Source organism: Geodermatophilus poikilotrophus, assembly GCF_900111455.1.
Lineage (GTDB): Bacteria > Actinomycetota > Actinomycetes > Mycobacteriales > Geodermatophilaceae > Geodermatophilus > Geodermatophilus poikilotrophus.
Map to the genome: position 1 here is coordinate 14,504 of NZ_FOIE01000004.1, position 24,891 is coordinate 39,394.

27 protein-coding genes and 1 other RNA gene are annotated in these 24,891 nt (G+C 73.3%); 21 read left to right on the plus strand and 7 right to left on the minus strand.

The features are described from left to right. Positions 1-25: 25 nt before the first annotated feature. The 4 genes from BMW27_RS09945 (at position 26) to BMW27_RS09960 (ending at position 2,359) form a co-directional block, all read left to right on the plus strand. On the plus strand, positions 26-232 hold the full coding sequence (locus BMW27_RS09945; protein WP_091443217.1) for a hypothetical protein: 207 nt from the start codon (positions 26-28) through the stop codon (positions 230-232). 97 nt (positions 233-329) lie between these two features. Further along, positions 330-692, plus strand: a complete 363-nt coding sequence (locus tag BMW27_RS09950; RefSeq protein ID WP_175486461.1) for a TadE/TadG family type IV pilus assembly protein — start codon at positions 330-332, stop codon at positions 690-692. Then, entirely contained in the window at positions 689-1,156 is a 468-nt protein-coding gene (locus tag BMW27_RS09955; RefSeq protein ID WP_091443224.1) for a hypothetical protein, read from the plus strand. Before BMW27_RS09950 ends, BMW27_RS09955 begins: the two co-directional genes overlap by 4 nt. 993 nt (positions 1,157-2,149) lie before the next feature. Next, positions 2,150-2,359: a hypothetical protein gene (locus BMW27_RS09960; RefSeq protein WP_091443227.1), complete on the plus strand. Its 210-nt coding sequence runs from the start codon at positions 2,150-2,152 to the stop codon at positions 2,357-2,359. Positions 2,360-2,657: 298 nt separating this feature from the next. Here BMW27_RS09960 and BMW27_RS09965 read toward each other — a convergent pair whose 3' ends face one another. Together BMW27_RS09965 and BMW27_RS09970 are read right to left on the minus strand one after the other, a co-directional pair. Then, positions 2,658-3,656 (minus strand): patatin-like phospholipase family protein, encoded by a 999-nt coding sequence (locus BMW27_RS09965; protein WP_217638107.1) that lies wholly within the window; start codon positions 3,654-3,656, stop codon positions 2,658-2,660. A 34-nt stretch (positions 3,657-3,690) separates the two neighbouring features. Further along, entirely contained in the window at positions 3,691-3,927 is a 237-nt protein-coding gene (locus BMW27_RS09970; RefSeq protein ID WP_091443229.1) for a hypothetical protein, read from the minus strand. 51 nt (positions 3,928-3,978) lie between these two features. On the opposite strand from BMW27_RS09970, the gene cutA reads away from it, so the two are divergent. Continuing rightward, positions 3,979-4,323, plus strand: a complete 345-nt coding sequence (gene cutA / locus BMW27_RS09975; RefSeq protein WP_091443232.1) for a divalent-cation tolerance protein CutA — start codon at positions 3,979-3,981, stop codon at positions 4,321-4,323. Then, positions 4,320-6,158, plus strand: a complete 1,839-nt coding sequence (locus tag BMW27_RS09980) for a putative bifunctional diguanylate cyclase/phosphodiesterase (protein WP_091443235.1) — start codon at positions 4,320-4,322, stop codon at positions 6,156-6,158. The genes cutA and BMW27_RS09980 overlap by 4 nt, the downstream gene beginning before the upstream one ends. Before the next feature lie 132 nt (positions 6,159-6,290). Here the strand turns inward: BMW27_RS09980 and BMW27_RS09985 are convergent, their stop codons facing one another. Next, positions 6,291-6,599: a DUF6343 family protein gene (locus BMW27_RS09985; protein WP_091443238.1), complete on the minus strand. Its 309-nt coding sequence runs from the start codon at positions 6,597-6,599 to the stop codon at positions 6,291-6,293. A gap of 46 nt (positions 6,600-6,645) precedes the next feature. Between BMW27_RS09985 and prfB the strand changes: the two genes are divergently transcribed. The 6 genes from prfB (at position 6,646) to BMW27_RS10015 (ending at position 11,987) form a co-directional block, all read left to right on the plus strand. Continuing rightward, positions 6,646-7,758: a peptide chain release factor 2 gene (gene prfB / locus BMW27_RS09990; RefSeq protein ID WP_091443241.1), complete on the plus strand. Its 1,113-nt coding sequence runs from the start codon at positions 6,646-6,648 to the stop codon at positions 7,756-7,758. A 203-nt stretch (positions 7,759-7,961) separates the two neighbouring features. Then, positions 7,962-8,651 carry a cell division ATP-binding protein FtsE gene (gene ftsE, locus BMW27_RS09995; RefSeq protein ID WP_091443244.1) on the plus strand — a complete coding sequence of 230 codons (690 nt, stop codon included), beginning with the start codon at positions 7,962-7,964 and terminating at the stop codon, positions 8,649-8,651. Positions 8,652-8,724: 73 nt separating this feature from the next. Continuing rightward, the gene (gene ftsX, locus BMW27_RS10000; protein WP_072920675.1) at positions 8,725-9,609 is read left to right on the plus strand and encodes a permease-like cell division protein FtsX; all 885 of its coding nucleotides are present in this window, start codon (positions 8,725-8,727) and stop codon (positions 9,607-9,609) included. Between the two features lie 91 nt (positions 9,610-9,700). Beyond that, positions 9,701-10,177 (plus strand): SsrA-binding protein SmpB, encoded by a 477-nt coding sequence (gene smpB / locus BMW27_RS10005; RefSeq protein ID WP_091443247.1) that lies wholly within the window; start codon positions 9,701-9,703, stop codon positions 10,175-10,177. 8 nt (positions 10,178-10,185) lie between these two features. Further along, a complete protein-coding gene (locus tag BMW27_RS10010) occupies positions 10,186-11,100 on the plus strand; it encodes an NADP-dependent oxidoreductase (RefSeq protein WP_245743457.1) in 915 nt (304 codons plus the stop codon). Then, complete coding sequence (locus tag BMW27_RS10015; RefSeq protein ID WP_091443255.1) at positions 11,097-11,987, plus strand: amidohydrolase family protein; 891 nt, start codon at positions 11,097-11,099, stop codon at positions 11,985-11,987. Before BMW27_RS10010 ends, BMW27_RS10015 begins: the two co-directional genes overlap by 4 nt. A 182-nt stretch (positions 11,988-12,169) precedes the next feature. Here BMW27_RS10015 and BMW27_RS10020 read toward each other — a convergent pair whose 3' ends face one another. Beyond that, positions 12,170-12,490 (minus strand): GYD domain-containing protein, encoded by a 321-nt coding sequence (locus tag BMW27_RS10020; RefSeq protein ID WP_091443259.1) that lies wholly within the window; start codon positions 12,488-12,490, stop codon positions 12,170-12,172. 114 nt (positions 12,491-12,604) lie between these two features. Between BMW27_RS10020 and BMW27_RS10025 the strand changes: the two genes are divergently transcribed. The 7 genes from BMW27_RS10025 (at position 12,605) to ssrA (ending at position 19,118) form a co-directional block, all read left to right on the plus strand. Then, a complete protein-coding gene (locus BMW27_RS10025; RefSeq protein ID WP_245743459.1) occupies positions 12,605-13,588 on the plus strand; it encodes a GNAT family N-acetyltransferase in 984 nt (327 codons plus the stop codon). Next, entirely contained in the window at positions 13,585-14,016 is a 432-nt protein-coding gene (locus BMW27_RS10030; protein ID WP_091444217.1) for a protein-tyrosine phosphatase family protein, read from the plus strand. Before BMW27_RS10025 ends, BMW27_RS10030 begins: the two co-directional genes overlap by 4 nt. 145 nt (positions 14,017-14,161) lie before the next feature. Continuing rightward, complete coding sequence (locus BMW27_RS10035; RefSeq protein ID WP_091443266.1) at positions 14,162-15,031, plus strand: SCO6745 family protein; 870 nt, start codon at positions 14,162-14,164, stop codon at positions 15,029-15,031. After that, positions 15,028-15,564 (plus strand): carboxymuconolactone decarboxylase family protein, encoded by a 537-nt coding sequence (locus BMW27_RS10040; protein ID WP_091443269.1) that lies wholly within the window; start codon positions 15,028-15,030, stop codon positions 15,562-15,564. The genes BMW27_RS10035 and BMW27_RS10040 overlap by 4 nt, the downstream gene beginning before the upstream one ends. Positions 15,565-15,610: 46 nt before the next feature. Further along, positions 15,611-17,224 carry an SLC13 family permease gene (locus tag BMW27_RS10045; protein WP_091443272.1) on the plus strand — a complete coding sequence of 538 codons (1,614 nt, stop codon included), beginning with the start codon at positions 15,611-15,613 and terminating at the stop codon, positions 17,222-17,224. 233 nt (positions 17,225-17,457) lie between these two features. Next, positions 17,458-18,600 carry a magnesium and cobalt transport protein CorA gene (locus BMW27_RS10050; RefSeq protein WP_091443276.1) on the plus strand — a complete coding sequence of 381 codons (1,143 nt, stop codon included), beginning with the start codon at positions 17,458-17,460 and terminating at the stop codon, positions 18,598-18,600. Positions 18,601-18,744: 144 nt separating this feature from the next. Further along, positions 18,745-19,118, plus strand: a transfer-messenger RNA (tmRNA) gene (gene ssrA / locus BMW27_RS10055). Between the two features lie 97 nt (positions 19,119-19,215). On the opposite strand, the gene BMW27_RS10060 is transcribed toward ssrA, so the two are convergent. Both BMW27_RS10060 and dctA read right to left on the minus strand, forming a co-directional pair. Beyond that, positions 19,216-20,469: a glycerate kinase gene (locus BMW27_RS10060; RefSeq protein WP_091443279.1), complete on the minus strand. Its 1,254-nt coding sequence runs from the start codon at positions 20,467-20,469 to the stop codon at positions 19,216-19,218. Between the two features lies 1 nt (position 20,470). Then, the gene (gene dctA, locus BMW27_RS10065; RefSeq protein ID WP_091443282.1) at positions 20,471-21,877 is read right to left on the minus strand and encodes a C4-dicarboxylate transporter DctA; all 1,407 of its coding nucleotides are present in this window, start codon (positions 21,875-21,877) and stop codon (positions 20,471-20,473) included. Between the two features lie 140 nt (positions 21,878-22,017). Between dctA and BMW27_RS10070 the strand changes: the two genes are divergently transcribed. Both BMW27_RS10070 and BMW27_RS10075 read left to right on the plus strand, forming a co-directional pair. Next, positions 22,018-22,956 (plus strand): LysR family transcriptional regulator, encoded by a 939-nt coding sequence (locus BMW27_RS10070; RefSeq protein WP_091443286.1) that lies wholly within the window; start codon positions 22,018-22,020, stop codon positions 22,954-22,956. Positions 22,957-23,058: 102 nt separating this feature from the next. Next, positions 23,059-24,141, plus strand: a complete 1,083-nt coding sequence (locus BMW27_RS10075) for a tartrate dehydrogenase (RefSeq protein WP_091443290.1) — start codon at positions 23,059-23,061, stop codon at positions 24,139-24,141. A gap of 171 nt (positions 24,142-24,312) precedes the next feature. On the opposite strand, the gene BMW27_RS10080 is transcribed toward BMW27_RS10075, so the two are convergent. Continuing rightward, a complete protein-coding gene (locus BMW27_RS10080; protein WP_091443293.1) occupies positions 24,313-24,789 on the minus strand; it encodes a DoxX family protein in 477 nt (158 codons plus the stop codon). Positions 24,790-24,891 lie beyond the last annotated feature (102 nt).

A 24,891-nucleotide genomic window follows, 5' to 3' on the forward strand; every position in this document is an offset into this window, starting at 1 on the left:
GCGGACACGACAGGGAGGACGCAGCATGCCGACGTTCACGGGGGTCCTGGCGGCGCTGGCCGCACTGGCCGACCGCCTGCGCGGGGACGATCCCGAGCAGGGGGACGTGCCCGGCTGGGTGATGATCACGGTGATGACGGCGGCGCTGGTGCTGGCCATCCTCATCCCGTTCCGCGAGGCGATCGTCGCCGCGGTCACCAACGCCCTGGCGTCCGTCACGACCGGTGGATGAAGTAGAAGGACCTCGCCGCCCCCCACCACTCGCACGCTCGCGGCGGGACCCTGCGGCGAGGCCGTTCCATCGGGTCACCTGCGAGCGGGGTGCGGCGGTGGTCGAGTTCGTCTTCGTGTCGGTGCTGGTCGTGGTGCTGCTGCTGGCGGTGCTGCAGGTCGCGGTCTACGTGCACGTGCGCAACGTGGTGACCGCCAGCGCGCAGGAGGGCGCCCGGTACGCGGCCAACGCCGACGTGCCCTCCTCGGCCGGCGCCGACCGCACGGTGGCCGTGGTGGCGCGGGCGACCTCGCCGCAGACCGCCGACGGGCTGGTGTGCCGCTCGGCGCTGGAGACCGATCCCAGTGGGCTGACGATGGTGGTGGTCCGCTGCTCGGGCGCGGTGCCCACGCTGCTGGCCGGGCTGGGCTCGCTTTTGCCGGTCGAGGTCACCGGCCGGGCGGTGGAGGAGGCCCGGTGAGCTGGTTGCGGTCGCGGTTGGGCATGGTCGCCGGGCAGCGCGGGTCGGCGCTGGTGGAGTTCACGTTCATCGCGATCGTGGTGTTCGTGCCGCTGATCTACATCGTGGCCGGGTTCTCCGCGGTGCAGCGCGGGGTGTTCGCCTCGACGGCGGCGGCGCGGGAGGCCGGGCGGGCGATGGGCACCGCGCCGGACCCGGTCACCGGCACGGCCCGCGCGCAGGCCGCGGCCCGGCTGGCGGTGGCCGACCAGTCGGTGGCGGCCACCGACGTCCGCGTCGCCTACGCCCCCGCCGGTGCCGGTTGCGACGCCGCGGGCGGGTACGCACCGACGCTGACCCGTGGGGAGGAGTTCTCCGTCTGCGTGACGGTGACGGTGCGGATCCCGCTGCTGCCGGAGTTCGTCGACGCCAACACCGCCACCGGCCAGTTCGTCGTCGAACGCGACCGCTACGTCGACCCCTGACCGCACCGGTTGCCGATGTTCCTCGCGCACTGCCGGCCCTGCAGCACCGGTGATCCAGGGACGACGCCGGCAACGGCTCACCAAGTCGTCGACAGCGAGGCGCGGGAGCTGGTCCGCCGGGCTGACTCGCCGCCCGCCGACGCCAGCTCGGAGTGCTCCGGTCGTCCGCGGCACGCATCGGCATCGTCTCGCTGGCCCGACGAGCCCGCGGACACGACCGTGAGAACCCGGCAGGCCGTCGTCCACGGGGTCGCTGACCGGTACTGCCCAGCCGCCCGTGCGGGGAGGATCCCGAGCGGTCAACGTGCCGGCTGGGTGATGGTCACGGGATGACGGTGGCTCCCGTGCCGGCCGTCCTCATCCCGTGACGGCTGCGGCCGGTGCCGTCACGACGACTCCGGCTGGCACGGGAAGGGGATCCACCAGAACCAGATCCGCTCACAGCTCTGCTCGGTCGTTCCGGTGCTGCCCCCGGCGATTCCTGGAGCGAGCAGCACGGCTGCGGCTCCGACAACAGCGACGACACCGGCTCGCAGCAGTCTCATGGCATTCCCCCAAGGCTCGTCTCGCCCATTGCCGACCCGTTCGTCTCGCCACCGGAGGACGCGGTGCTCACCCGCGCACTCCGAGGCGCTCCAGGGCCTTTGGTACCTGAGCGGGCGGCGGTCGAATACCCCTGTCGTCGTGCCTCATGCGCGTGCCATCGCGGGGCGCTTCGGCGCCGTGCGGCGACCCGGACGGAGGGAGGCGCATCCCCTGTCCGGGTGTCCCTGTGGCCGAACCCGGTGACCGGGGGTGACCGGGGCTCCAGGATGCGGCCGTGGCGTCCAGAACACCGAGCCGTGCCGGGAGCCGGCGGACGACGAGCCGGGAGACCGCCTCGTCGCTCGTGGTGACCGGCGACCTCGCCGCCACCCTCGACCGGTCCACCCGGGACGACCTCCACCGGCACTCGGTCGCCGCTCCGGTCGGGTCGAGCTCACGGGGGCCGGGGTGAGCACCGCGCGGTGCACCGCGATCGCCCTCGTGTCGGTCGGGCGAGAGGTCCGGTGCGCCAAGCCCGCCGGCCACGGGCCGGCCGAAGACCTGCACCAGGGGCTGGTCCGGGTGACCCTGCCCGACGGCCGTGAGCACGCCGCGTCGCTGGTGTGGAGTTCCACGCCGAGCCCCTGGGAGCACGAGATCCTCCGGCGGGCGACGTGACACCCGGGACGACGCCGCCACGGTGTCCACGGCGACGACGGCGCTGCGGTATCCGCACGCGACCGCCGGGCTGCGGGCGCAGCCGGGCCACCGCCTCCTCTCCGCCGGCTGCTCGGATCTCCCGGAACGGGACCCGCTGCACGCGCCGGGCCGGTGGGGTCGACGAACGACCGCGGGCGTACGTGATTCGAGGACGTGGCCACCGTCGAGCTGAGGCGGACGCGCTCGTAGCGCCCTGACCGGCCGGGCCTCGCGCCGCCCTGCTGCGTCGACGCTGACCGGCACCGCCTGCGGAGAGTCAGCCGGCGCCGCGGCACTCGCGGAGGTAGCCCTCCCAGCTCCAGCCGGCGAGGAAGTCCCGCGCCGCCGCGGTGCCGGCTGCGACCAGCCGTGATCGCTCGGCCTCGTCGACGTCGAACTCGGTGAGGCCGGTGCCGCTCGTGTCGATCGAGATGGCCCGCCGGCGCACGCACGGCTGGGCCAGGTAGCTGCGGTCGCGGGCGGTGACCGTCGTCGCCACCAGTGAGTCCAGCAGCCCCAGCGGCCCCGGCAGCAGCCGGCCGTGGGGGAAGACCGACACGTCCTCGTCCGAGAGGGTGTCGCCGACGCCGATGCCGAACGTCGGCCAGCGCGGGGCCGCGGCGTCGGTGCGGTCGAAGGTCTCCACCGGGAAGTTCGACAGCACCCCGCCGTCCACCAGCGTCGAGCGGCGGCCGGTGCGGGGGTCGCGCAGCGTCTGCGGCGAGAAGAAGTAGGGGATGGCCAGCGACGCGCGGACGGCGTCGGCGACCGGCTGGGCGTCGGGGTCCAGGCCGAAGTCGCGGTAGTCCCAGGGCAGCCGCAGCAGCCGGCCGCGGGAGACGTCGGTCGCCGTCACCACGAGGCGGTAGCGCTGCCACGGCGCCAGGGCCGGGTCGTCGCCGGGGTCGTCGCGGCGCAGGTCGCCGAAGGTGTGCACGCCCAGGTCGGCGAGCTCGCGGCGCACCCACTCGGTGATGTAGCGCCCGGGGTGCAGCCCGGACCGGACGAGCAGCCCGACCGCCGGGGCCACCACGGGAACCGGCGCCCAGGAGTCGGGCACGCGGTCGTACTCCAGCCGCGACGCCCGCTCCAGCACGCCGTCGGCGTCGAGCCCGGTGGCGAGGAACGCGGCGAGCACGGCGCCGGCGGAGGAGCCCGCCACCCGCTCGAACCGGTACCGGCGCAGCAGTTCGACGGCGGCGCCGACCAGCGCGACGCCCTTGACCCCACCGCCTTCCAGGACCAGGTCGGCCGGCAGCCGGTCGGGAGGAGGCACGCCCGAACCGTAGGCGCGCCTGCTCCCGGGCCGCTCAGCCGCCGCGCTGCACCTCCGCCGCCACCACGCCGCGGAGGGCGAGGACCAGGGACTGGTCGGAGGAGTCGCCGCGATCCAGGGCGCCGCGAGCGGCCTCGGGCAGGGTGGCGAGGTCGACGTCCTCGAGCCAGGTCGTCTCGCCGCCGACCTCGCGGCCCACCTTCAGGGTGTCGCCCTCGGGGCGGACCAGGTACTCCTCGCCGTCGACCGTGATGGTCATCTCGTCGCTCATCGTCCCGCTCTACCCCGCGAAGCTGTCACTCCACCCCTGGAGGATGGCCCCGTGGAGGAGGACGTGTGCGAGATCGTCGTCACCGGAAGTGACGCGGAGTGGTTGGGCGGGTACACACGGAGACTGGTGGAGGAGAGACTGGTGGCGTGCGGCCACCAGCTCGCCGCGATCCGGTCGGTCTACCGCTGGGAGGGTGTCGTGCACGACGAAGCCGAGGCGCGCGTCGCGCTGCACACCCGCCGGTCGCTGGTCCCGGAGGTCGTCGCCCGCACCGCGGAGCTCCATCCGTACGACGTGCCCTGCGTGATCGCCCTCCCGCTGGTGGGGGGCAACCCCGAGTACCTGCGGTGGGTGGTCCGGGAGACGCGGGAGCCGCAGGGAGGGGGCGGAGCATGAGCGCCGTCGACGTGGGCACCGTATCGACCGAGACCGACGAGGACCGCTCGGATCTGGCAGGAGTGCGCGTGGGACGAGGACCGGCAGAGCACGACCTGCCGCTGGACGTGCGCCGCCGGGTCGACGGCCCCGCGCAGCCCGCCGTCGTGGTCGAGGCCGTGCTCGACGCGCTGCCCTCGCCCACCCTGCTGATCGACGCGGGCGGCACGGTGCTGCTGGCCAACACCGCGTGGGAGAAGGCCGCCGACGTCCTCGGTGACGACCGGATGCGCTTCGGGGTGGACGGCGACTACTTCGCCATGGCCTGCCGGCTCAACGGCGACGACAGCACCTCCACGCTGGTCGACCAGCTGCGGGAGCTCTCCCGCGGCGTGCGCTCCTCGGTGCAGGCCGACTACGCCCTGGAGCTGCCCACCGGCACGCGCTGGATCCACCTGCAGGCCTCCCGGGTCGACCAGGCCGGCCAGGTCGTGGTCACCCACACCGACGTCACCTCCCGGGTGGCCGCCGAGCGCGCCTCGGACTGGCGGGCCCGCCACGACACCCTCACCGAGCTGCCCAACCGCGCCCACCTGCACGAGCTCATCGACACCGAGCTGCAGCGGCACGACCGCGGCCCGGTGTCGGTGCTCTTCCTCGACATCGACGGCTTCAAGGACGTCAACGACTCCCTCGGCCACGACGTCGGCGACGACCTGCTCCGCCAGGTCGCCGCGCGGTTGACCGGCTCGACGCGGGCGGGTGACACCGTCGGCCGGCTCGGCGGCGACGAGTTCGTCGTCCTCTGCCGCGACTGCGACACCACCGGTGCCGAGGCCCTCGCCGACCGCTGCCGCGCCGGCATCGACCGCCCCTTCGAGCTCGGCGGCCGGCTGGTGCGCCTGGGGGCCAGCATCGGGATCGCCACCGCTGCCTCCGGCCCCACCCGCGTCCGCTCCACCGACCTGGTCCGCGACGCCGACCTGGCCATGTACGCGGCCAAGGCGGCCGGCCGCAACCGCGTCCGGCTGTTCACCGCCGACCTGCGCGCCGCGGCCCAGCACCGGGCCACCGTCGCCTCGGAGCTGCGCGACGCGGTGGAGGACGGCCAGCTGCTGCTGCACTACCAGCCGGTGGTGCACCTGCCCTCGGGACGGTGCACCGGCGTCGAGGCGCTCATCCGCTGGCAGCACCCCCGGCGCGGCCTCCTCGCGCCGGCCGACTTCCTGCCGATCGCCGTCCAGCACGACCTCATGGGGGTGATCGCCCGCTGGGTGCTGCACACCGCGACCCGGCAGACCGCGGCGTGGGCGGCGGCCGGCCTGAACCTGGTGACCGCGGTGAACATCAGCGCGAACCACGTCGCCGCCGGCACGCTCGTCGCCGACGTCCAGGAGGCGCTGGCCGACTCCGGCCTGCCGCCCGAGCAGCTCGTCGTCGAGATGGCCGAGCGGTCGGTGGCCGAGGACGTCGAGCGCGCCGCCGCGCAGTTCGCCGAGCTCCGCCGGTCCGGCGTGGAGGTCTCGATCGACGACTTCGGCAGCGGCTTCTCATCGCTGGGCCAGCTGGTCGCCATGCCCACCGGCCTGCTCAAGATCGACCGCAGCCTGGTCGCCTTCCCCGAGGGGCGGCGCAGCCAGGCAGCCGCGGCGATCGCCGCCGTGGTGGCGCTGGCCGGGGCCTGCGGTGTGCGCACCCACGCCGGGGGCGTGGAGACCGCGGAGCAGCTGGAGCTCGCCACCGAGCTGGGCTGCACCTTCGCGCAGGGCTTCCACCTCGCCCGGCCGATGCCCGCCGAGGACCTGACCGGCTGGCTCGCCGGGTACGCCGGCCAGCCGGCCACCGCCCTGTTCTGAGAGGACGCGCGCGTCCCGTGGCCGGCCTCCCCGCAGAGGCCCGCCGCGGGCCCCGTCCAGGGCACCGCCCCGAGCGTGCGAGGGGTGGGGAGGACGAAGTCCTTCCTTGGTGGAGGGCTCGGAGGTCCTCCTTCAGCCCGGCTCGCCGCGCGCCTTGCGGCGGGCCACGACGACCAGGTCGACGGCGACCGCCGCGGCCAGGACGAACAGCACCACCGCGGCCCAGACCGGGAGGTCGGCGGCCAGCCAGAGCAGGCCGGCGACGAGGCAGAAGACCAGGCCGAAGGCGGCCAGCACCAGCCGCAGCGTCAGCGCCGACCGCGCCGGCGCGGCGCCGCCGATGCCGGCCGTCGGGTCGTGGTGGTCGGGCAAACCGCGGGAGTAGTCGACGGGACCACCGTCGTGGTCGTCGCGGGGACGTGGTCGACGAGGCTCGCTCATGCCGTGGCTGCCTACCCCCGCCGGGAGCGCACTACCCTGGGTCGATGTGGCCGCTGACTTCTCCGTCGTCCTGGACGAGCTCGACACGACCCTGAGGTCCATCGAGGCCGTCCTCGACGTCGACCGGCTGCGCCGCGAGGTGGCCGAGCTCGAGCAGCAGGCCTCCGCGCCCGACCTCTGGAACGACGTCGAGGCCGCGCAGGCGCTGACCTCCAAGCTGTCCTACCTGCAGGGCGACCTGCGCCGGGTGGAGGAGCTGCGCAGCCGGCTGGACGACGTCGGCCTGCTGCACGAGATGGCCGTCGAGGAGAGCGACGAGGCGACCGCGGCCGAGGCCGAGCGGGAGCTGGCGAGCCTGCGCCAGGCGATCGACGAGCTGGAGGTGCGCACCCTGCTCTCCGGTGAGTACGACTCCCGCGAGGCGCTGGTGACCATCCGCTCCGAGGCCGGTGGCGTCGACGCCGCCGACTTCGCCGAGATGCTCATGCGGATGTACCTGCGCTGGGCCGAGCGGCACCGGTACCCGATCGAGCTGTACGACGTCAGCTACGCGGAGGAGGCCGGCATCAAGTCGGCGACCTTCGCCGTCAAGCAGCCCTACGCCTACGGCACCCTCTCCGTCGAGCAGGGCACCCACCGGCTGGTGCGCATCTCGCCGTTCGACAACCAGGGCCGCCGCCAGACGTCCTTCGCCGGCGTCGAGGTGCTGCCGGTCGTCGAGCAGACCGACCACGTCGACATCCCGGAGAACGAGATCCGGATCGACGTCTTCCGGTCCAGCGGTCCCGGCGGGCAGAGCGTGAACACCACCGACTCCGCCGTCCGGATCACCCACCTGCCCACCGGCATCGTCGTCTCCTGCCAGAACGAGAAGAGCCAGATCCAGAACCGGGCGGCCGCGATGCGCGTCCTGCAGGCGCGGCTGCTGGCCCGGCGGCAGGAGGAGCAGCGGGCCGAGATGGACGCGCTGCGCGGTGAGGGCAGCAGCTGGGGCAACCAGATGCGCTCCTACGTCCTGCACCCGTACCAGATGGTCAAGGACCTGCGCACCGAGCAGGAGACCGGGAACACCTCCGCCGTCCTCGACGGGGACATCGACCCGTTCATCGAGGCCGGCATCCGGTGGCGCCGTCAGCAGGAGTCGGTCCCCGCCAGCTGAGGGCCTCCGAGCTGACGGCGGGCCGGCGGGATCAGACGTCCCGTTCGTCACACCCGACGCACGGCCGGACGCCGGATGGGCCACGCTGGGTGACGGGCGTCCCGGGCCCCCGGCGGAGCTGCTCACGCTCCGTCGGGACGGGACGGCGGCCGACCGCGCGTGACACTCCAGTCTCCCGGGTTCGAGAGGTACCGTGGCCCCTCGTGATCGAACTGCAACACGTCACCAAGCTCTACCCGGCCAGCTCCCGGCCGGCCCTCGATGACGTGTCGACGGAGATCGACAAGGGCGAGTTCGTCTTCCTGATCGGCTCATCGGGCTCGGGCAAGTCGACCTTCCTGCGGCTGCTCCTCAAGGAGGACGACCCCACCAAGGGGAACGTCATCGTGAACGGCAAGACGCTGAACACGATGAGCAAGTGGCAGGTGCCCAAGCTCCGCCGCACCATCGGCTGCGTCTTCCAGGACTTCCGCCTGCTGCGCAACCGCACCGTCGCCCAGAACGTGGCCTTCGCGCTGGAGGTCATCAACAAGCCGCAGCGGACCATCAAGCGCGTCGTCCCCGAGGTGCTGGAGATGGTGGGCCTCGAGGGCAAGGCCCAGCGGCTGCCCAGCGAGCTGTCGGGTGGTGAGCAGCAGCGCGTCGCCATCGCCCGCGCGTTCGTCAACCGGCCGCTGGTGCTGCTGGCCGACGAGCCCACCGGCAACCTCGACCCGGAGACCAGCGAGGGCATCATGCTGCTGCTGGAGCGGATCAACCGCACCGGGACGACGGTCGTGATGGCGACGCACGACTACCACATCGTCGACTCGATGCGTCGTCGCGTGATCGAGCTCAACGGGGGAGCCCTCACCCGCGACCAGTCGCGCGGTGTCTACGGGGTCGGCCGCTGACCCGGTTGCGCCGGATCAGCCGCTGACGCGGCATCCCCGCCCTCCACCTGCCTGACCTCACGACAGGGAACCAATGCGCGTCAACTTCGTGCTCTCCGAGGTGGCCACCGGGCTGCGTCGCAACCTGACCATGACGGTCGCGATGATCCTGACCACGGCCATCTCGCTCGGCCTCATGGGCACCGGCCTGCTGATCGCCGGGATGATCTCCGACATGAAGGAGATCTACTACGACAAGGTGCAGGTCTCCATCTTCCTGGCCGACGACGTCACCGACGAGCAGCGCTCGGCCATCGAGCAGCAGCTGGCGGGCTCGCCCGAGGTGGCCAACCACATCTACGAGTCCAAGGACGAGGCCTACGCCCGCTTCCAGCAGCAGTTCAGCCAGCAGCCGGAGCTCGTGCAGAACACCCCGGCCGACGCGCTGCCCGAGAGCTTCCGCGTCGAGCTGGTGAACCCCGAGCGCTACGAGGTCATCGCCGCCGAGTTCCCGAACGGGCAGAACGGCGTCGACCAGGTGCGCGACGAGGGGGACTTCCTCGACCGGCTGTTCAGCCTGCTCAACGGCGCGCGGAACGCGACGATCGCCGTCGCCGTCGTCCAGGCGTTGGCCGCGTTGCTGCTGATCTCCAACACGATCCAGCTGGCGGCCTTCAACCGGCGCAACGAGACCAACATCATGCGGCTGGTCGGCGCCTCGCGGTGGTACACGCAGCTGCCGTTCATCCTCGAGGCCGCGCTGGCCGGGCTGATCGGTGCCCTGCTGGCGATCGGCGGGCTGGTGGTCACCAAGGTCCTGTTCGTGGACAAGACGCTCGCCGGGCCGATCCGGGCGGGGATCATCCCGCCGGTCGACTGGGGCGCGATCGCCTTCATCAGCCCGGTGATCGCCGCCGCCGGCGTCGGGCTGGCCGGCGTCGCCGCATACGTGACCCTGCGGCTGTACGTGCGCATCTGAGAAAGGACCCCGTCCTCCTCACCGCTCGCAGGCTCGCGGCGAGCCTCTGGACGGGGCCGTGGCCTGGTGGGGCGGCCGGTAGCCTGGGGACATGCCGCGTGAAGAGGGGCGGAAGCTCATCGCCCAGAACAAGAAGGCGCGGCACGACTACTCGATCCTCGACACCTACGAGGTGGGCCTGGTGCTCACCGGCACCGAGGTCAAGAGCCTGCGTGCCGGTCGTGCCTCGCTCGTCGACGGCTTCGCCACCGTGGACGGGGGCGAGGTCTGGCTGCAGCACGTGCACATCCCCGAGTACGCCGAGGGCACCTGGACCAACCACGCCCCGCGGCGGAAGCGGAAGGTGCTCATGCACCGCGCCGAGATCGACAAGCTGATCGGGAAGACCAAGGAGGGCGGCCTGACCCTCGTCCCGCTCGACCTGTACTTCAAGGACGGCAAGGTCAAGGCGACCCTGGCCCTCGCCAAGGGCAAGAAGTCCTACGACAAGCGGCAGGACCTCGCCGAGCGCGACTCCCGCCGGGAGATCCAGAAGGCCTTCGGCCGGTACGTGAAGGGGCGGCGGTAGTGCGGGGGGTGGCCTTCGACGGGTACGGCGGGCCCGAGGTCCTGACCCTGCGCGACGACCTGCCCGACCCGCCGGTCGGCCCCGACACCGTGCTGGTGCGCGTGCACGCCGCCGGCGTCAACCCGGTCGACGTGCTGATCCGATCCGGCGGGCTGACCGGCGCGTACCCGCACCACCTGCCGATCGTCCCGGGCTGGGACGTCGCCGGCGTCGTCGAGGCCGCGGGCCCGGCGGTCACCGCGTTCGCCGCCGGGGACGAGGTGTTCGGCTACGTCCGCCGGGACGACGTCCAGTGGGGGACGACGGCCGAGCTGGTGCCCGCGCCGCAGCGCTGCCTGGCGCACAAGCCGGAGTCGCTGTCCTTCGCCGAGGCGGCCGGGCTGCCGCTGGCGGGGCTCACCGCCTACCAGTCGCTGACCGAGGCGCTCGACGTGCACGAGGGCGAGCGGGTGCTGGTGCACCGCGCCGCCGGCGGAGTCGGCTTCTGCGCCGTCCAGATCGCCGTCGCGCTGGGTGCGCACGTCATCGGCACGGCCAGCCCGCGCAACCACGGCTTCCTCCGCGACGCCGGGGCGGCCGAGGTGCTCGACTACTCGGCCGGGCCGATCAGCGCGCAGCTGTCCGAACCGGTCGACGCCGTCCTCGACCTCGTCGGCGGGGACACCCTGACCGACGCGCCGAAGCAGGTCCGCGACCGCGCCCGCATCACCTCCGTCGTGGACCCGGTGGTCAACGAGATGGGCGGCCGCTACGTCTTCGTCCGCCCCGAGCACGAGCACCTGGAGGAGCTCGGCCGGATGGCCGACGCCGGCCAGTTGCGGGTGCCGGTCGCCCGGGCGTTCCCGCTGGAGCAGACGGCCGAGGCGCAGGAGCTGGTCGCGGGCGGGCACGTGCGCGGCAAGGTCGTGGTCACCCTCCGGTGACTCCTCCGCCGGTCGACGACGCCGACGTCCCCCGGTACTGGCGCGAGCTGGGCCTGCCGGGCCTGGTCGACGTGCACGTGCACTTCCTGCCCGAGCGGGTGCAGGCCAAGGTCTGGGAGTACTTCACGCAGGCCCGGACACACTACGGCGCCGCCTGGCCGGTGCAGTACCCGCTGCCGGACGACGAGCGGCTGGCGGTGCTCGACCGGCTCGGCGTCCGGGCGTTCCCGACGCTGCCCTACCCGCACAAGGCCGGCATGGCCGCCTGGCTCAACGACTGGTCGCACGCGTTCGCCGCCGCGCACCCGCAGGTGCTGCGGTCGGCGACGTTCCACCCGGAGCCGGGGGCGGTGTCCTACGTCGGGACGGCGCTCGACCGCGGCGTGCGGGTGTTCAAGGTGCACGTCCAGGTGGGCGCCTTCGACCCGCGCGACCCGCTGCTCGACCCGGTGTGGGCGCGGCTGGAGGAGACCGGCACCCCCGTGGTGATCCACTGCGGCTCCGGCCCGCTGCGCGGCGAGCACACCGGCCCGGCGCCGATGACCGGCCTGCTCGAGCGGTACCCGCGGCTGCAGCTGGTCATCGCCCACCTCGGCATGCCCGAGTACGCGGCCTTCCTCGACCTGGCCGAGCGGTACGAGCGGGTGCACCTGGACACCACGATGTTCGCCACGGACTTCACCGAGCGGCTGATGCCCTTCGACCCCGCCCTCCGGCCGAGGCTGGCCGCGCTGCGGGACAAGGTGCTGCTCGGCAGCGACTTCCCCTCCATCCCGTACCCGTACGCCCACCAGCTGGCCGCGCTGCACCGCCTCGACCTGGGGGAGGAGTGGCTGCGCGCGGTCCTCTGGCACAACGGCGCGCGGCTGTTCTCACTGGCGTCCTGAGGGCCGCGTCGGGCACCTCGCCACTGGGACCCCGTTCCCGGCCCGGTGTGCGCCGGAGGTGGACCACCTCCTCTCCGGGAGGTCCGGTGACGACGCGGACGCCTGCCGCGCGCGAGCCGGGCAGGTGTCCGCGGTGGGAGGAGCCGGCTCGCGGTGGTCCCGCCGCGGAGCCGGGAGCCACCTCAGCCGGGGCCGGGCGCGTAGTCCGGGTGCAGCTGGGCGGCCCGGTCCACCTCCTCCGGCGTCAGCAGGACGACGGTGCGGACCGTCGCGACGCCCCGGCCGCTGATGGTGAGCGACAGCGCCGCGGCGGCCGCGCTGTCGGGCAGCTCGACGACCGCGTAGACGTCGGCGTCGCCGAGGGCGAAGTCGAAGCTCTCCAGCCGCCCCTCCAGGTCGAGGACGGCGTGCGCGAAGGCGCTGCGGCGAGCCGACCCGCCGGCGGCCATCACCGCCCGCGCGCCCTGGGCCTCGTACCGGGCGATGACGAGGAAGCGGGGCACGGGAGCCCTCCTCTCGGCGGCGTGCGCCGATGCTGACGCCCGGCCGCACCGGCCCGCAAGGGACGCCGCGGAACCCGGTCGACCGCCCCCGCCGCCGTCCCTACGCTGCGCGGCGTGCCCCCGTTGCCCGCCGGCCTCACCGCCCGCCCGCTCACCGCGGACGACCTCCCTGCCGTGGCGGAGCTGTTCGCCGCCGCCGAGCCGCTCGACGACACCGGCGAGCACCTCGACGCCGACGACCTCGCCGAGTGGTGGGTCGAGGACCTGGTCGACCTCTCCCGCGACGGCCGGGCGGTGTGCGCCGGCGACGGGGCGCTGGTCGGGGTCGCTGTGGTGCTGTCGATCAGCGGCGCCCGGGAGGACCACCGGGTCGTGCTGGAGGGGCGGGTGCACCCGGCCTGGCGCGGGCGCGGCATCGGGTCGGCGCTGCTGGACTGGCAGCTGCGCCGCGGCGCGGAGCTCCACCGCCGCGACCACCCCGAGCTGCCCGGCCGGCTGACGGTCTCGGTGTACCCGGGGATGGGGTCGCTGGAGCCGCTGGTGCGCCGGGCCGGGTTCGCGGCCGAGCGCTGGTACGCCGACGTCGAGCGGCCGCTGACCGGGCTGCCGGAGGTCCCCGCGGTTCCCGGCCTCCAGCTGCTGCCCTTCGCCTGGGACCGGGACGACGAGGTGCGGCGGGCGCACAACGCGGCATTCACCGACCACCACGGCTCGGGCGAGCGCGACGCCGCCACGTGGCGGGCCTGGTTCACCGGATCGCGCGCCTTCCGGCCCGACCTGTCGGTGCTCGCCCTCGTCGACGGGGTCGTGGCCGGCTACGTGCTCAGCTACGTCTACGAGGCCGACACCCGCGCCACCGGCGTCCCGCAGGTCCACCTGGGGCAGCTCGGGGTCCTCCGTCCCGCCCGGGGGCGCGGCATCGCGTCGGCCGCGATCGTCGCGGCCCTGCGGGCCGCTGCCGCCGACGGCTGCGCCACCGCGGGCCTGCAGGTCGACACCGAGAACCCCACCGGGGCGTTCGGCCTGTACCGGCGGCTGGGCTTCACGCCGGTCCGCACCCGCGTCCAGTGGGCCTGCACCCTGCCGCCCGCGCCATGAGCTGGGCCGACGACACCGGGCTGGTCGAGCTGCCCGGCGGCGTCCGGGTCCGCGGCCGCCGGCTGGGCGCTCCGGCGTCCCCGGCCGACCGGGCGGTGGTCCTCGGCAGCGGCCCGCTGCCGCCGTGGCCGGCGCGCCGGGTGCGCTGGCCCGACTTCGGGGTGCCGTCGGACCCCGACGACGTCCTCGCCGCCCTGACCGAGGCGCTCGACCGGGCCCGGGCGGGGGAGCGGGTGGAGGTGGCCTGCCGCGGCGGCGTCGGACGCACCGGCACCGCGCTGGCCGCGCTCGCCGTCCTCGACGGGGTGCCGGCCGACGACGCCGTCCGGTGGATCCGCGAGCGGTACTCCCCGCGTGCGGTGGAGACGCCCTGGCAGCGCCGCTGGCTGCGCACCCTGGGGCCGCCGGACCGGCCCCGTCCCGGCTAGGCCCCGTCCAGAGGCTCGCTGCGGCCCCGTCCCGGGTCCCGCCCTGAGCCTGCGAAGGGTGGGGAGGACGGGGTCCTTCCACGGTGAGGAGGACGGGGTCCTCCCGGAGTGGTGGGGGCAGGGGGGTCCTCCTAGGGTCCGGCGCATGGTCAGCGCCGATCAGCCCGCCCCGGACACCGCCCGCGCGCACCGCGCCGTGGAGCCGCTGCACAACCACGTCTACTTCTCGCCCGAGCAGGACGAGTACCTCACCGCGGTCGGGCTGCGCCCCGGCCGGATGTGCTACTTCGCCGGCCGGGCGGCCGCCATGGGCGCCGTCGGGCCCGGCACCGTCGTCGCCACCTTCTCCAACTTCGCCCCCGCGCTGGTCACCCGGCACGTGCCGCGCGCGTGGACCCTCGCCGCTCCGGAGCAGGTCCTCGCCGCCCGGCTGGACGGGGCCCGCGCCTCGCTGACCCGGCTGCTCGGCGGGCCGGAGGCCGCGGCCGCGCCGGAGGTGGCCGAGCTGGCCGGCCTGCTGCGCGAGGCCTGCACCGTGCTCACCCCGGAGGGCCGCCCGCTCTACGCGGCGCACGCCGACCAGCCGTGGCCCGACGAGCCGGTGCTGTCGCTGTGGCACGGGGCCACGCTGCTGCGCGAGCACCGCGGCGACGGGCACGTCGCCTGCCTGCTGCGGTCGGGGATGTCCGGTGTGGAGGCGCTGGTCACGCACACCTGGACCGGCCGCGGCTTCACCGAGGCCGCCGCCCGGGCGACCCGGGGGTGGAGCGAGGAGGAGTGGGCCGCGGCCTCCGAGCGGCTCGCCGCACGGGGCCTGCTCACCGATGGCGGGCTGACCGACGAGGGCCGCCGGCTGCGCGCCGAGGTCGAGGCCGGCACCGACGAGCTCTCCGCGGCGCCCTGGGCGCACCTGGGTGCGGAGCGGACCGCCCGGGTCGTCGAGCTGGGCCGCGCGCTGTCGAGCCGGCTGGTGGCGAACGGCGCGTACCCGGCCGACGTCTTCTCCGCCCGGTGAGCGGGCCCCGCGTCCCGGAGGCGGCCGAGGAGGGGCCGACGGCGGAGCTGCTGCGCGTGCGCCGCGGCGGGCAGCTGTCCGCGCTGGACCGCCTGCTGCTGCACAGCCCGCCGGTCGCCGAGGGCTGGAACGCCCTGCTCGGCGCGCTGCGCGGGGCGACGACGCTGCCCGCCGACCTGCGCGAGCTGGTGGTGCTGCGGGTGGCCGTGCTGAACGACGCCGACTTCGAGTGGGTCTCACACGAGCCGATCGCCCGCCGCGCCGGGCTGGCCGAGCCGCAGCTAGGGGCGCTGCGCCGTCCGGAGGCCTCGGCCGAGCCGGTGTGGACGCCGGTGCAGGCCGCCGTCCTCGCCTTCACCGACGCCTCGACGCGGGACGTCGCCGTCCCGGACGAGGTGTTCGCCGGCGTCCGGGCGCACCTCGACGACCGGCAGGTCGTGGAGCTGGCCGTGCTGGTCGGCGGCTACGCGATGGTGTCGCGCTTCCTCGTCGCGCTCGCGGTCCCGCCGCCGGAGGGAGAGGTCGCCGGATAGCCCCTGCCCTCCCTATGGTCGGCGTCACAGTCCAGAGGAGGGCGTCATGACCGCGACCGAACGGGAGCAGGGGTCCGGACGGCGGACCGACGTCGACGCCGCGTTCCGCGGCTCGGCCACCTACCGCAGCCTGGGCGAGCAGCAGCTCAGCCCGGCGGAGGAGCGCTTCGAGAAGGGACGCCGCACGGTCGGGCTCTTCCTCGCCCCGATCGTGACGATCGTCTTCGCCCTCCTGCCGCTGGACCTGCCGAACCAGCAGCAGCTGCTGGCGGCGATCCTGCTCGGCGTCATCGTCCTGTGGATCACCGAGCCGGTGCCCATCCCGATCGGCGGCCTGATCGGCGTCGGCGCCATCGTCGTCCTCGGGGTGGTACCCGCCGACGACGCGGTGGCCCCGTTCGGCTCGACGACGGTGTTCACCTTCATCGGCGCCTTCATCCTGGCCGCCGCGATGCTCAAGCACGGCGTCGCCCGGCGCTTCGCGATGACGATCCTGTCGCTGAAGTGGGTCGGCGGCTCGACCGCGCGCGTCATCATCGCGTTCGGGCTGATCACCTGCCTGCTGTCGGCGTTCGTCTCCAACACCGCCACGGTCGCGATGCTGCTGCCCACCGCGATCGGCATCCTCTCGGTGATCGCCAAGCTGCTGCAGGACAAGGAGCTGGTCGCGCCGGACTTCGACCCGCTGCGGCTGCGGGTGGGCGTCGCGCTGATGCTGATGCTGGCCTACGGGGCCAGCGTCGGCGGGCTGATCACCCCGGTGGGGACCCCGCCGAACCTGATCGGCCGCGGCCTGATCGAGGAGGCGACGGGGGAGCGGATCGGGTTCCTCAGCTGGATGCTGATGGCGCTGCCGATCTGCGCGCTGATGTTCGTGGCGCTGGCCGGCGTCCTGCTGCTGCTCAACCGGCCGGAGATCAAGCGCATCGAGGGCGTCCACGAGTACGTGCAGTCCGAGCGCGCCGAACTCGGCCCCGTCACGCGGGCGGAGAAGAACACGCTGGTCGCCTTCGGTGTCACCGTGGCGCTGTGGATCTTCCCCGGCATCATCGCGCTGACCGCCGGCACCGACTCGGCGCTCTACGAGACGGTTGGCGACCGGGTCAACGAGGGCATCGTCGCCGTCCTCGGGGCCTCGCTGCTGTTCCTGCTGCCCACCGACTGGAAGCGGCGCGAGTTCACCCTGAACTGGTCGGACGCCGCGAAGATCGACTGGGGCACGATCCTGCTGTTCGGCACCGGCATCATCTTCGGCTCGCTGCTGGCCGACACCGGCCTGGCCGAGACCATCGGCAACGGCTCGGCCGACCTGCTCGGCCTGACCAGCACGTTCGCGATCACGATCTTCGCGGTGATCCTCGCGATCATCATCTCCGAGACGACGAGCAACACCGCCTCGGCGGCCGTCGTGGTGCCGATCATCATCCCGGTGGCCGTGGCGGCGGGGATCAACCCGTTCGTGCCCGCGCTGGCGGCGACCTTCGCGGCGTCCTTCGGGTTCATGCTGCCGGTGTCGACGCCGCAGAACGCGATCGTCTACGGCTCCGGCGTCGTGCCGATCACCAAGATGATCCGGTCGGGCATCTCCTTCGACGTCCTCGGCGCGCTCCTCATCGTGGTGATGCTGCCGGTCCTGATCGGCCTCGTCCTGGACGTCTGAGCACCGCCCGCCCGGCGCCGTCCACCCGGCCGGGGCAGCTGGGTGGACAGCGCGTGTCACGATGGACGACGGCCCGGGGAGCGGGCCGGCCCACGGACGACGGGAGGTGCTGCGCGCGTGCCCAGTGAACCGCCCAGTACCGGCACCGGGGGCCGCACCGCTTGACGCGCTCGCGCGGGGAGTGGCGGACCCCCCACGAGTCCACCCGCTCCAGCGTCTCCCGGGAGTCCGCCGTGGTCGACCGCCGTCGTGCGTCCCTCACCGCCCTGTCCACCCTGACCCGCCGTCCGCGGCCCGAGCTGACGCTCGCGCCCCCACCGGCTGCCACCCCGGCCCCCGCGGCGCCGGACCGCCCCGCGCTCATCGTCGACAACGCCGTCTACTCGTCGGGACGACGCGTGGCGACCCCGGACAGCGGCGCCGAGAGCCACGAGTGGCTGGTCGAGGACCCCGAGCGCCTGGTGTGGCTGGGCCTCTACCGGCCCGAGGCCGCCGAGCTCGGTGAGCTGGCCGAGCAGTACGACCTGCCCGAGCTGGCGGTCGAGGACGCGATCAAGGCCCACCAGCGGCCGAAGTTCGAGCGCTACGGCAGCACGCTGTTCGTCGTCCTCAAGGCCGCGCGCTACCTCGACGCGACCGAGGAGGTCGAGTTCGGCGAGCTGCACCTGTTCCTCGGCCGGAACTTCGCCATCACCGTGCGGCACAGCGAGTCCCCGGACCTCTCCCGGGTGCGGCGCCGGCTGGAGAGCGAGCCGGCGCTGCTGGAGAAGGGCAGCGAGGCGGTGCTCTACGCGATCCTCGACGCCGTCGTCGACGGGTACTCGCCGGTGGTCGCGGGCCTGGCCAACGACATCGAGCAGATCGAGACCGAGGTCTTCCGCGGCGACCCCGGCGTCTCCCGGCGCATCTACGAGCTGTCGCAGGAGGTGCTGGAGTTCCAGCGCGCCGCCCGGCCGCTGACCGGCATCCTCGCCGCGATCACCGCGGGGTTCGACAAGTACGGCGTCGACGAGGAGCTGCGCAGCTACCTGCGGGACGTCGCCGACCACATCGTCCAGGTCATCGAGCGGGTCGAGGGGTTCCGGCTGCAGCTGCGCGACATCCTCACCGTGAACTCGACCCTCGTCGCGCAGCGGCAGAACGAGGAGATCCGCGAGCTCACCGAGGCCTCGATCGCGCAGGGCGAGGAGGTCAAGAAGATCTCCGCCTGGGCGGCCATCCTGTTCGCGCCGACGCTGGTCGGGACCGTGTACGGGATGAACTTCGAGGCCATGCCGGAGCTGTCGTGGCAGCTGGGCTACCCGTTCGCGCTGGTGCTGATGGCCGGGGTGAGCCTGGCGCTGTACGCCGTCTTCAAGCGCCGCGGCTGGATCTGAGGACGGCCGATCCCCGTCGTGATCATCGGCGTCTGGCTGCCGGACGCGCTGTCGGCAGCAGCCGGACGCCGATGATCGAGGGTCCGGGGTGGCGCGGGAACAACCCGTCGGCGGGTGCCGTTAGGCTGTCTGCACAACTGCACAGGGGGTGAATGGTCTCGACTGCGGTCGGATGACCAGGGGAAGCGAGCCGAGGAAGCCGACGATGAGCTCGTTAACCACGCGTCGGAAACAACACAAGCGCCGACTCCAGTCAGCGCGAGTTCGCCCTCGCTGCCTAAGCAGCGAGGCGACTCTGTCAGCCCGGGTTCGTCATCGGCCCGGATCCTGGCATCAGCTAGATGACTGACCGTGCGTGCCGGTCGCGGGCGCGCGCGGGACACCAAACAGCGACTGGGCCCGTCACACCGACTCGTTCGTGAGATCGGTGGGGTCGAGCAGAGACGGAGCGGACTGCGCTCGGAGAAGCCCTGGTGATGCGTCGTAGGACGCGGGTTCGATTCCCGCCACCTCCACCTACCTCGGGTCTCGGCGAAGAGCCGGCCCCGTGCTGGCGAGAGGCCGGTGGCCGCCGCGGACAGCGGTGGCCACCGGCCTTCGCTCGTGGCGGTCCGGTCAGTGCTGCGCAGCCGTCGGCCGGGCGCTCACCGGCTGCTGTTGCTCCCGCTCACGAGCTCTGCCGCGAGGGGGTCGACCCGCTGGATCGTCCTCCCGGCGGTCAGCGCCCGATCGTCCGGCCACGGTCAGGGCGCGGACCTGTCGGCCGATGAGTGCACCGGCGACCGCGACGAGACGTTTGGAGAGGTCGGGGTCCCGGCTCGGGTCCTCGTCGGTCAGCTCGCCCAGTGCGACGACCTCGTCCAGTCCGAGTCGCACTCGCTCATCCTCCGTCAGCAGCGACTGCCCGACGACGGCGTGGACCCTGCGCGGCGCCGATCGTGCCGCCACGACGGCGGGCAGCTTCCCGGCCAGGGTCTGCCCGTCCATGCGTCCCTCGCCGGTGACCACGGCCGCGCAGTGGGACACCGCGGCGTCGAAGCCGAGGAGATCGAGGAAGAACTCAGCTCCCGCTACACGGGAGGCACCGAGCCACCGGCAGGCGAATCCCAGCCCGCCCGCGGCCCCGGTACCCGGCTCGTCGGCCAGCGGAGTCGTGCTGCGGTGTCCCCCCGCCCGGCGGTGTCGCTCCAGGAGACCGGCCAGGTGGGACAGGCCGGCGTCGAGCTCGGCGATCTGCACGGGGACTGCGCCCTTCTGCGGCCCGAACACGGTGGCGGCACCGGCTGCTCCGAGGAGCGGGTTGTCCACGTCCGTGGCCACGGTCAGCTCGGTGCCGGTCAGGTCCCGCAGGCCCGACACGTCGAGCTCGGCGATCCGCGCCAGCGTCCCACCCGTCGGTTCGACGTCGCGCCCTGCGCCGTCCCGGAACCGGACGCCGAGGGCGGCGAGCAGTCCCGCGCCGCCGTCGGTGCTGGCGCTGCCGCCGAGGCACAGGACGATGCGTCGGGCTCCCGCGTCCAGGGCCGCGAGGACCGCCTGCCCGAGTCCGTAGCTGGACGACGTCATCGGGGCCAGTTCGCCAGGGGGGAGCGTGCTCACTCCGCAGGTGCTGGCGACCTCGACGACCGCGGTCGTGCCGTCGAACGCGAACTCGGTGTCGTGCCGGCGACCGTCGGCACCGCGCACGGTGACCGGATGGGGAGCAGAGCCGGCGTGCAGGGCGGCGGCCACGCTGCCGTCACCGCCGTCGGCCAGGGGGAGGAGCGTGGAGGCGACACCGGTCGCCGCCAGGCCCTGCGCGATGGCCGTCGCCACCTCGAGGGCGGTGAGGGAGCCCTTGAACTTGTCGGGAGCGACGAGGACGCGCATGTCAGGCCCTCGCCGCCGCGGCGACACCGACGGTGCCGGGAACCGGGTGCGGCTCGGCCTGCCGGGGGGTGCCGGAGGTCTCGTCGGGCACCTCGTCGATCTCGTGCAGCGGCGGGACGTCGTCACCGCGCAGGACGCGGCGGGCCCGGTCCCGGTCCAGCGTCTTGTCCCAGGCGGCGATGAACAGGGTGGCGACGGCGTTGCCGCAGAAGTTCACGATCGCGCGGCACTCCGACATGAACTTGTCGATGCCGAAGACGAGCATGATGCCCGCAGCCGGGATGGTGCCGACGGTGGACAGGGTCGCGGTCAGGGCGATGAAGCCGCCACCGGCGACGCCGGCCGCACCCTTCGAGGTCAGCAGCATGACGGCCAGCAGGCCCAGCTGCTCGGTGATCGACAGGTCGGTGTTGGTGGCCTGGGCGATGTAGAGCGCGGCCAGGGACAGGTAGATGGCGGCGCCGTCGAGGTTGAAGGAGTAGCCGGTCGGCACCACGAGTCCGACGGTGGACTTCTCCACGCCGGCGTGCTCCATCTTCTTCATCAGGCCGGGCAGGGCCGGCTCGGCGGTGGAGGTGCCGAGGATCAGCAGGAGCTCCTCCCGCAGGTAGCGCAGCAGGTGGAAGATGTTCAGCCGCAGGTAGGCCATCACCGCCCCCAGCACGACGAACACGAACAGCGCCGAGGTCACGTAGAACAGCGCGATCAGGGAACCGAGGCTGGTCAGCGTCTCCAGGCCGTACTCGCCGATGGCGTAGGCCATCGCCCCGAACGCGCCGAGCGGGGCGGCCTTCATGATGAAGGCGAGCACCTTGAAGACGACCGCGGTCAGCCGCTGGACCCCCGAGAGCACCGGTGCGCCGACCGCGCCGACGGCGTTGAGCGCCACGCCGAAGACCACGGCCATGAAGATGATCTGCAGGATCTCGCCCTCGACGAAGGGGGCGACGGCGCTCTCCGGCAGCACGCGCAGCAGGAAGTCCCACCAGTGCTGCTCCTGCCCCGCCTCCACGAGCGAGCCGACGTCCTCGGTCGGTTGCAGCGTGCTCACGTCGGCGTTCACGCCGTCGCCCAGGCGGAAGAGGTTGATGGCGACCAGTCCGAAGACCATCGCCAGGATGGTCCCGATCTGGAAGTAGGTCAGCGCCTTGATCCCGGTCAGCCCGACCTTCCTCAGGTCGGCGACGCTGGCGATGCCGCCGACGATCGTGAGGAACACGATGGGGCCGATCAGCATCTTCATCAGCCCGACGAATGCCGTGCCGATGGGCTCCATCGCGATCCCGACGGCCGGCCACAGGGCGCCCACGACGACGCCGAGCACGATGGCGACGAGGACGCAGAAGTACAGCTGCCGGTACCAGCGCTTCTTCTCGACCGGTGGTGTGTGTGCGTGGGTCAGGTCCATCGGAGGCACCTCGGATGCGTTGTCTGCCGGAGCAGGTGGACTGGTGTCCGCCACGGTGGGTGACCTCGGCCACACGCGTCCAAGACGCGTTTGCTACGTCGCCGGTAGGCTGGGCCTATCGGTCCGCGGGAGGTGGCGCGGTGGACGTCCGGCAGCTGACCTACTTCCTCGCCGTCGTCGAGGCCATGAACTTCGGCCGCGCCGCGGAGCAGTTGCACATCGCGCAGCCCTCGCTGTCGCAGGCGATCGGGACGCTCGAGCGGGAGCTCGGCGTGCCGCTGTTCCACCGGGTGGGCCGCGGCATCGTGCTCAGCGACGCCGGAGCCCAGTTGATCGAGCCCGCCCGCCAGGTGGTCCGCGACCTGGAGGCAGCCCGCGCCGCGGCCCGGTCCGCCCGCGGGCTCCAGCGCGGCCGGGTCGAGCTCGTGGCGATGCCCAGCCCCGGCATGGAACCGCTGTCGACCCTGGTCCGCGACTTCACCGCGGCCCATCCGGCGATGACGGTCACGGCCGACGCGGCGTTCACCCCCGACGAGGTGGTCCAAGCGGTCAAGGCCGGCCGGGCCGAGCTGGGGTTGCTCGGCGCGGCGTCACCGCCGCACACCGGAGGGCTGCGGGTCCTGCCCATCGAGGAGCAGCCCCTCGTCCTGATCTCCCCGCCCGAGGAGGAGCCCGGAGACCACGGGCCGGTGGACGGACCCACCGGGCGCACGGTGACCCGTGAGGCCCTGGCCGGCGCACGGCTCATCGTGAGCAGGCAGGGCAGCCTCGTGCGGAGCCTGGTGGACGACATCCTGGCCAGCGGCGTCGACGCGCACATCGTCGTCGAGGTCGAGCACCGGACGTCGATCCTGCCGATGGTGCTGGCCGGCGTCGGGCACGCGGTACTGCCGTCGTCCTGGATGCCCCTGGCGCGGCGGTCGGGCGCGCGCGTCCGGCGGATCGAGCCCGCCGTCCTGCTGCGGATCGCCCTCATCTCCCGGACGGGCACGCTGACGCCGGCCGCCCAGGCCTTCGTGGCCTGCGTCGAGCGCTACGTGTCCGACCCAGGGACGGCGGCGAGGCCCGGGGAACCATAGGCCCGGTCTATGAAGCCGATCGACGATGCGTCTTGGACGCCGGAGGACGTGACGCCGTTCACTCGGTGACGACCCCAGCAGTCGTCCCCCACGGAGACCGTCATGACCGCCCAACGCACGTTCCGCATCGCCGCCATCCCCGCCGACGGAGTCGGCGTCGAGGTCGTCGCGGCCGGCCGCACCGTCCTCGACGCCCTCGCCGACGCCTCGAACGGCCGCTTCGCCTTCGCGTGGCAGGAGTTCCCCTGGGGCTCGGACTACTACGCCCAGCACGGCCGGATGATGGACGAGGACGGTCTCGCCCAGCTCGAGGACTTCGACGCCATCTACTTCGGCGCCGTCGGCTGGCCGACCGTCCCCGACCACGTCAGCCTGTGGGGTCTGCGCCTGAAGATCTGCCAGAGCTTCGACCAGTGGGCCAACGTCCGCCCCGTCGAGTTCCTCCCCGGCATCCAGAGCCCGCTCCGCAAGGCGGACGACACCGACCTGAGCTGGGTCGTCGTCCGCGAGAACTCCGAGGGCGAGTACGCGGGGTTCGGCGGCCGCAACTTCGCCGGCCGTGGTGACCGCGGTGAGGTGGCCGTCCAGTCCGCGGTGTTCACCGAGGTCGGCTGCGAGCGGATCATCCGGTTCGCCTTCGACCTGGCCCGCACCCGCCCCCGCAAGAAGGTCTCCAGCGTCACCAAGAGCAACGCCCAGCAGTACGGCATGGTGCTGTGGGACGACGTCTTCCGGCGGGTTGCCGCCGAGTACCCCGACGTGGAGACCGAGAGCGTCCTGGTCGACGCCATGGCCGCGAAGTTCGTCCTCCGGCCCGAGGACCTCTCCGTCGTGGTCGCGTCCAACCTCAACGCCGACATCCTCTCCGACCTCGGCAGCGCCCTCGCCGGCAGCCTCGGCCTCGCGGCGAGCGCCAACGTCAACCCGGAGCGGCGGTTCCCGTCCATGTTCGAGCCGGTCCACGGCTCCGCGCCCGACATCGCCGGCCAGGGGATCTGCAACCCCGTCGGCGCCATCGGCAGCGCGGCGCTGATGCTCGAGCACTTCGGCCTGCACGACGAGGCCAAGGCCGTCCAGCACGCCATCGAGGTGACCTCGGGCAAGGGCGTCCGCACCCGCGACGTCGGCGGCAGCGCCAGCACGGAGGAGGTCACCGCGGCCATCATCGAGAACCTCCTCGTCTGACGTCGCCTCCCGTGGAAGCCCCCGTCTCACGTTCGGGTCGGGGGCTTCTCCACGGGCTCCACACGGGTCTCGTCATCGCGGCGTGTGCGAACTCGCGGCGATCCGTGTGCACGTCAGCCACGACGGCAGACGTCCGCGGCCGCGCGCCCGGCGCGTCGGCGAGCGCCGTCCCTACCGCGTCCCGGCCGTCCGCGGCGTGCGGCGGCGGACGAGCAGGTGGTCGAGCCCGAGGCGGCCCGACCCGGTCACGGCGAGGACGAGGCTGAGCAGGCCGAGCGCGATGACGAGTTCGGGGCCGTTGTGGTCCATGGCGAACAGCCCGCTGGTGTGCACGAACACCCAGGCGCCGACCATGTTCAGGGCCATCAGGACGCCGACGACCGGGACCGCGACGCCGAGGACCATCGCGATGCCGCCGACGAGCTCGAACAGGACGTTGGCCGGCCCGGTGAGGGTGCCCAGGGGGACGCCGGCCTCTGCGAAGAGCCGCCCGACCCCGGCGAGGCTGCCGCCGAAGTCGTACTCGACCTTGGCGTGCGCCACCATGAGCACGCCGAGGCCGGCCCGGGCGACGAGCAGCACGACGTCGCGGGTGTTCTGGACGAGGGCGCCGTCCCGGGTGTGCCCGCTCCGGTAGGTGGTCGTCATGGTCGTGCTCCTCTCGTGCTGGTGAGGACCGGTCGCATCCGGTCCCACCTGTATGACTCCGTCGGGGGCCCGGAGTCGTCGGCGTCGACCCGGTCGATCGGT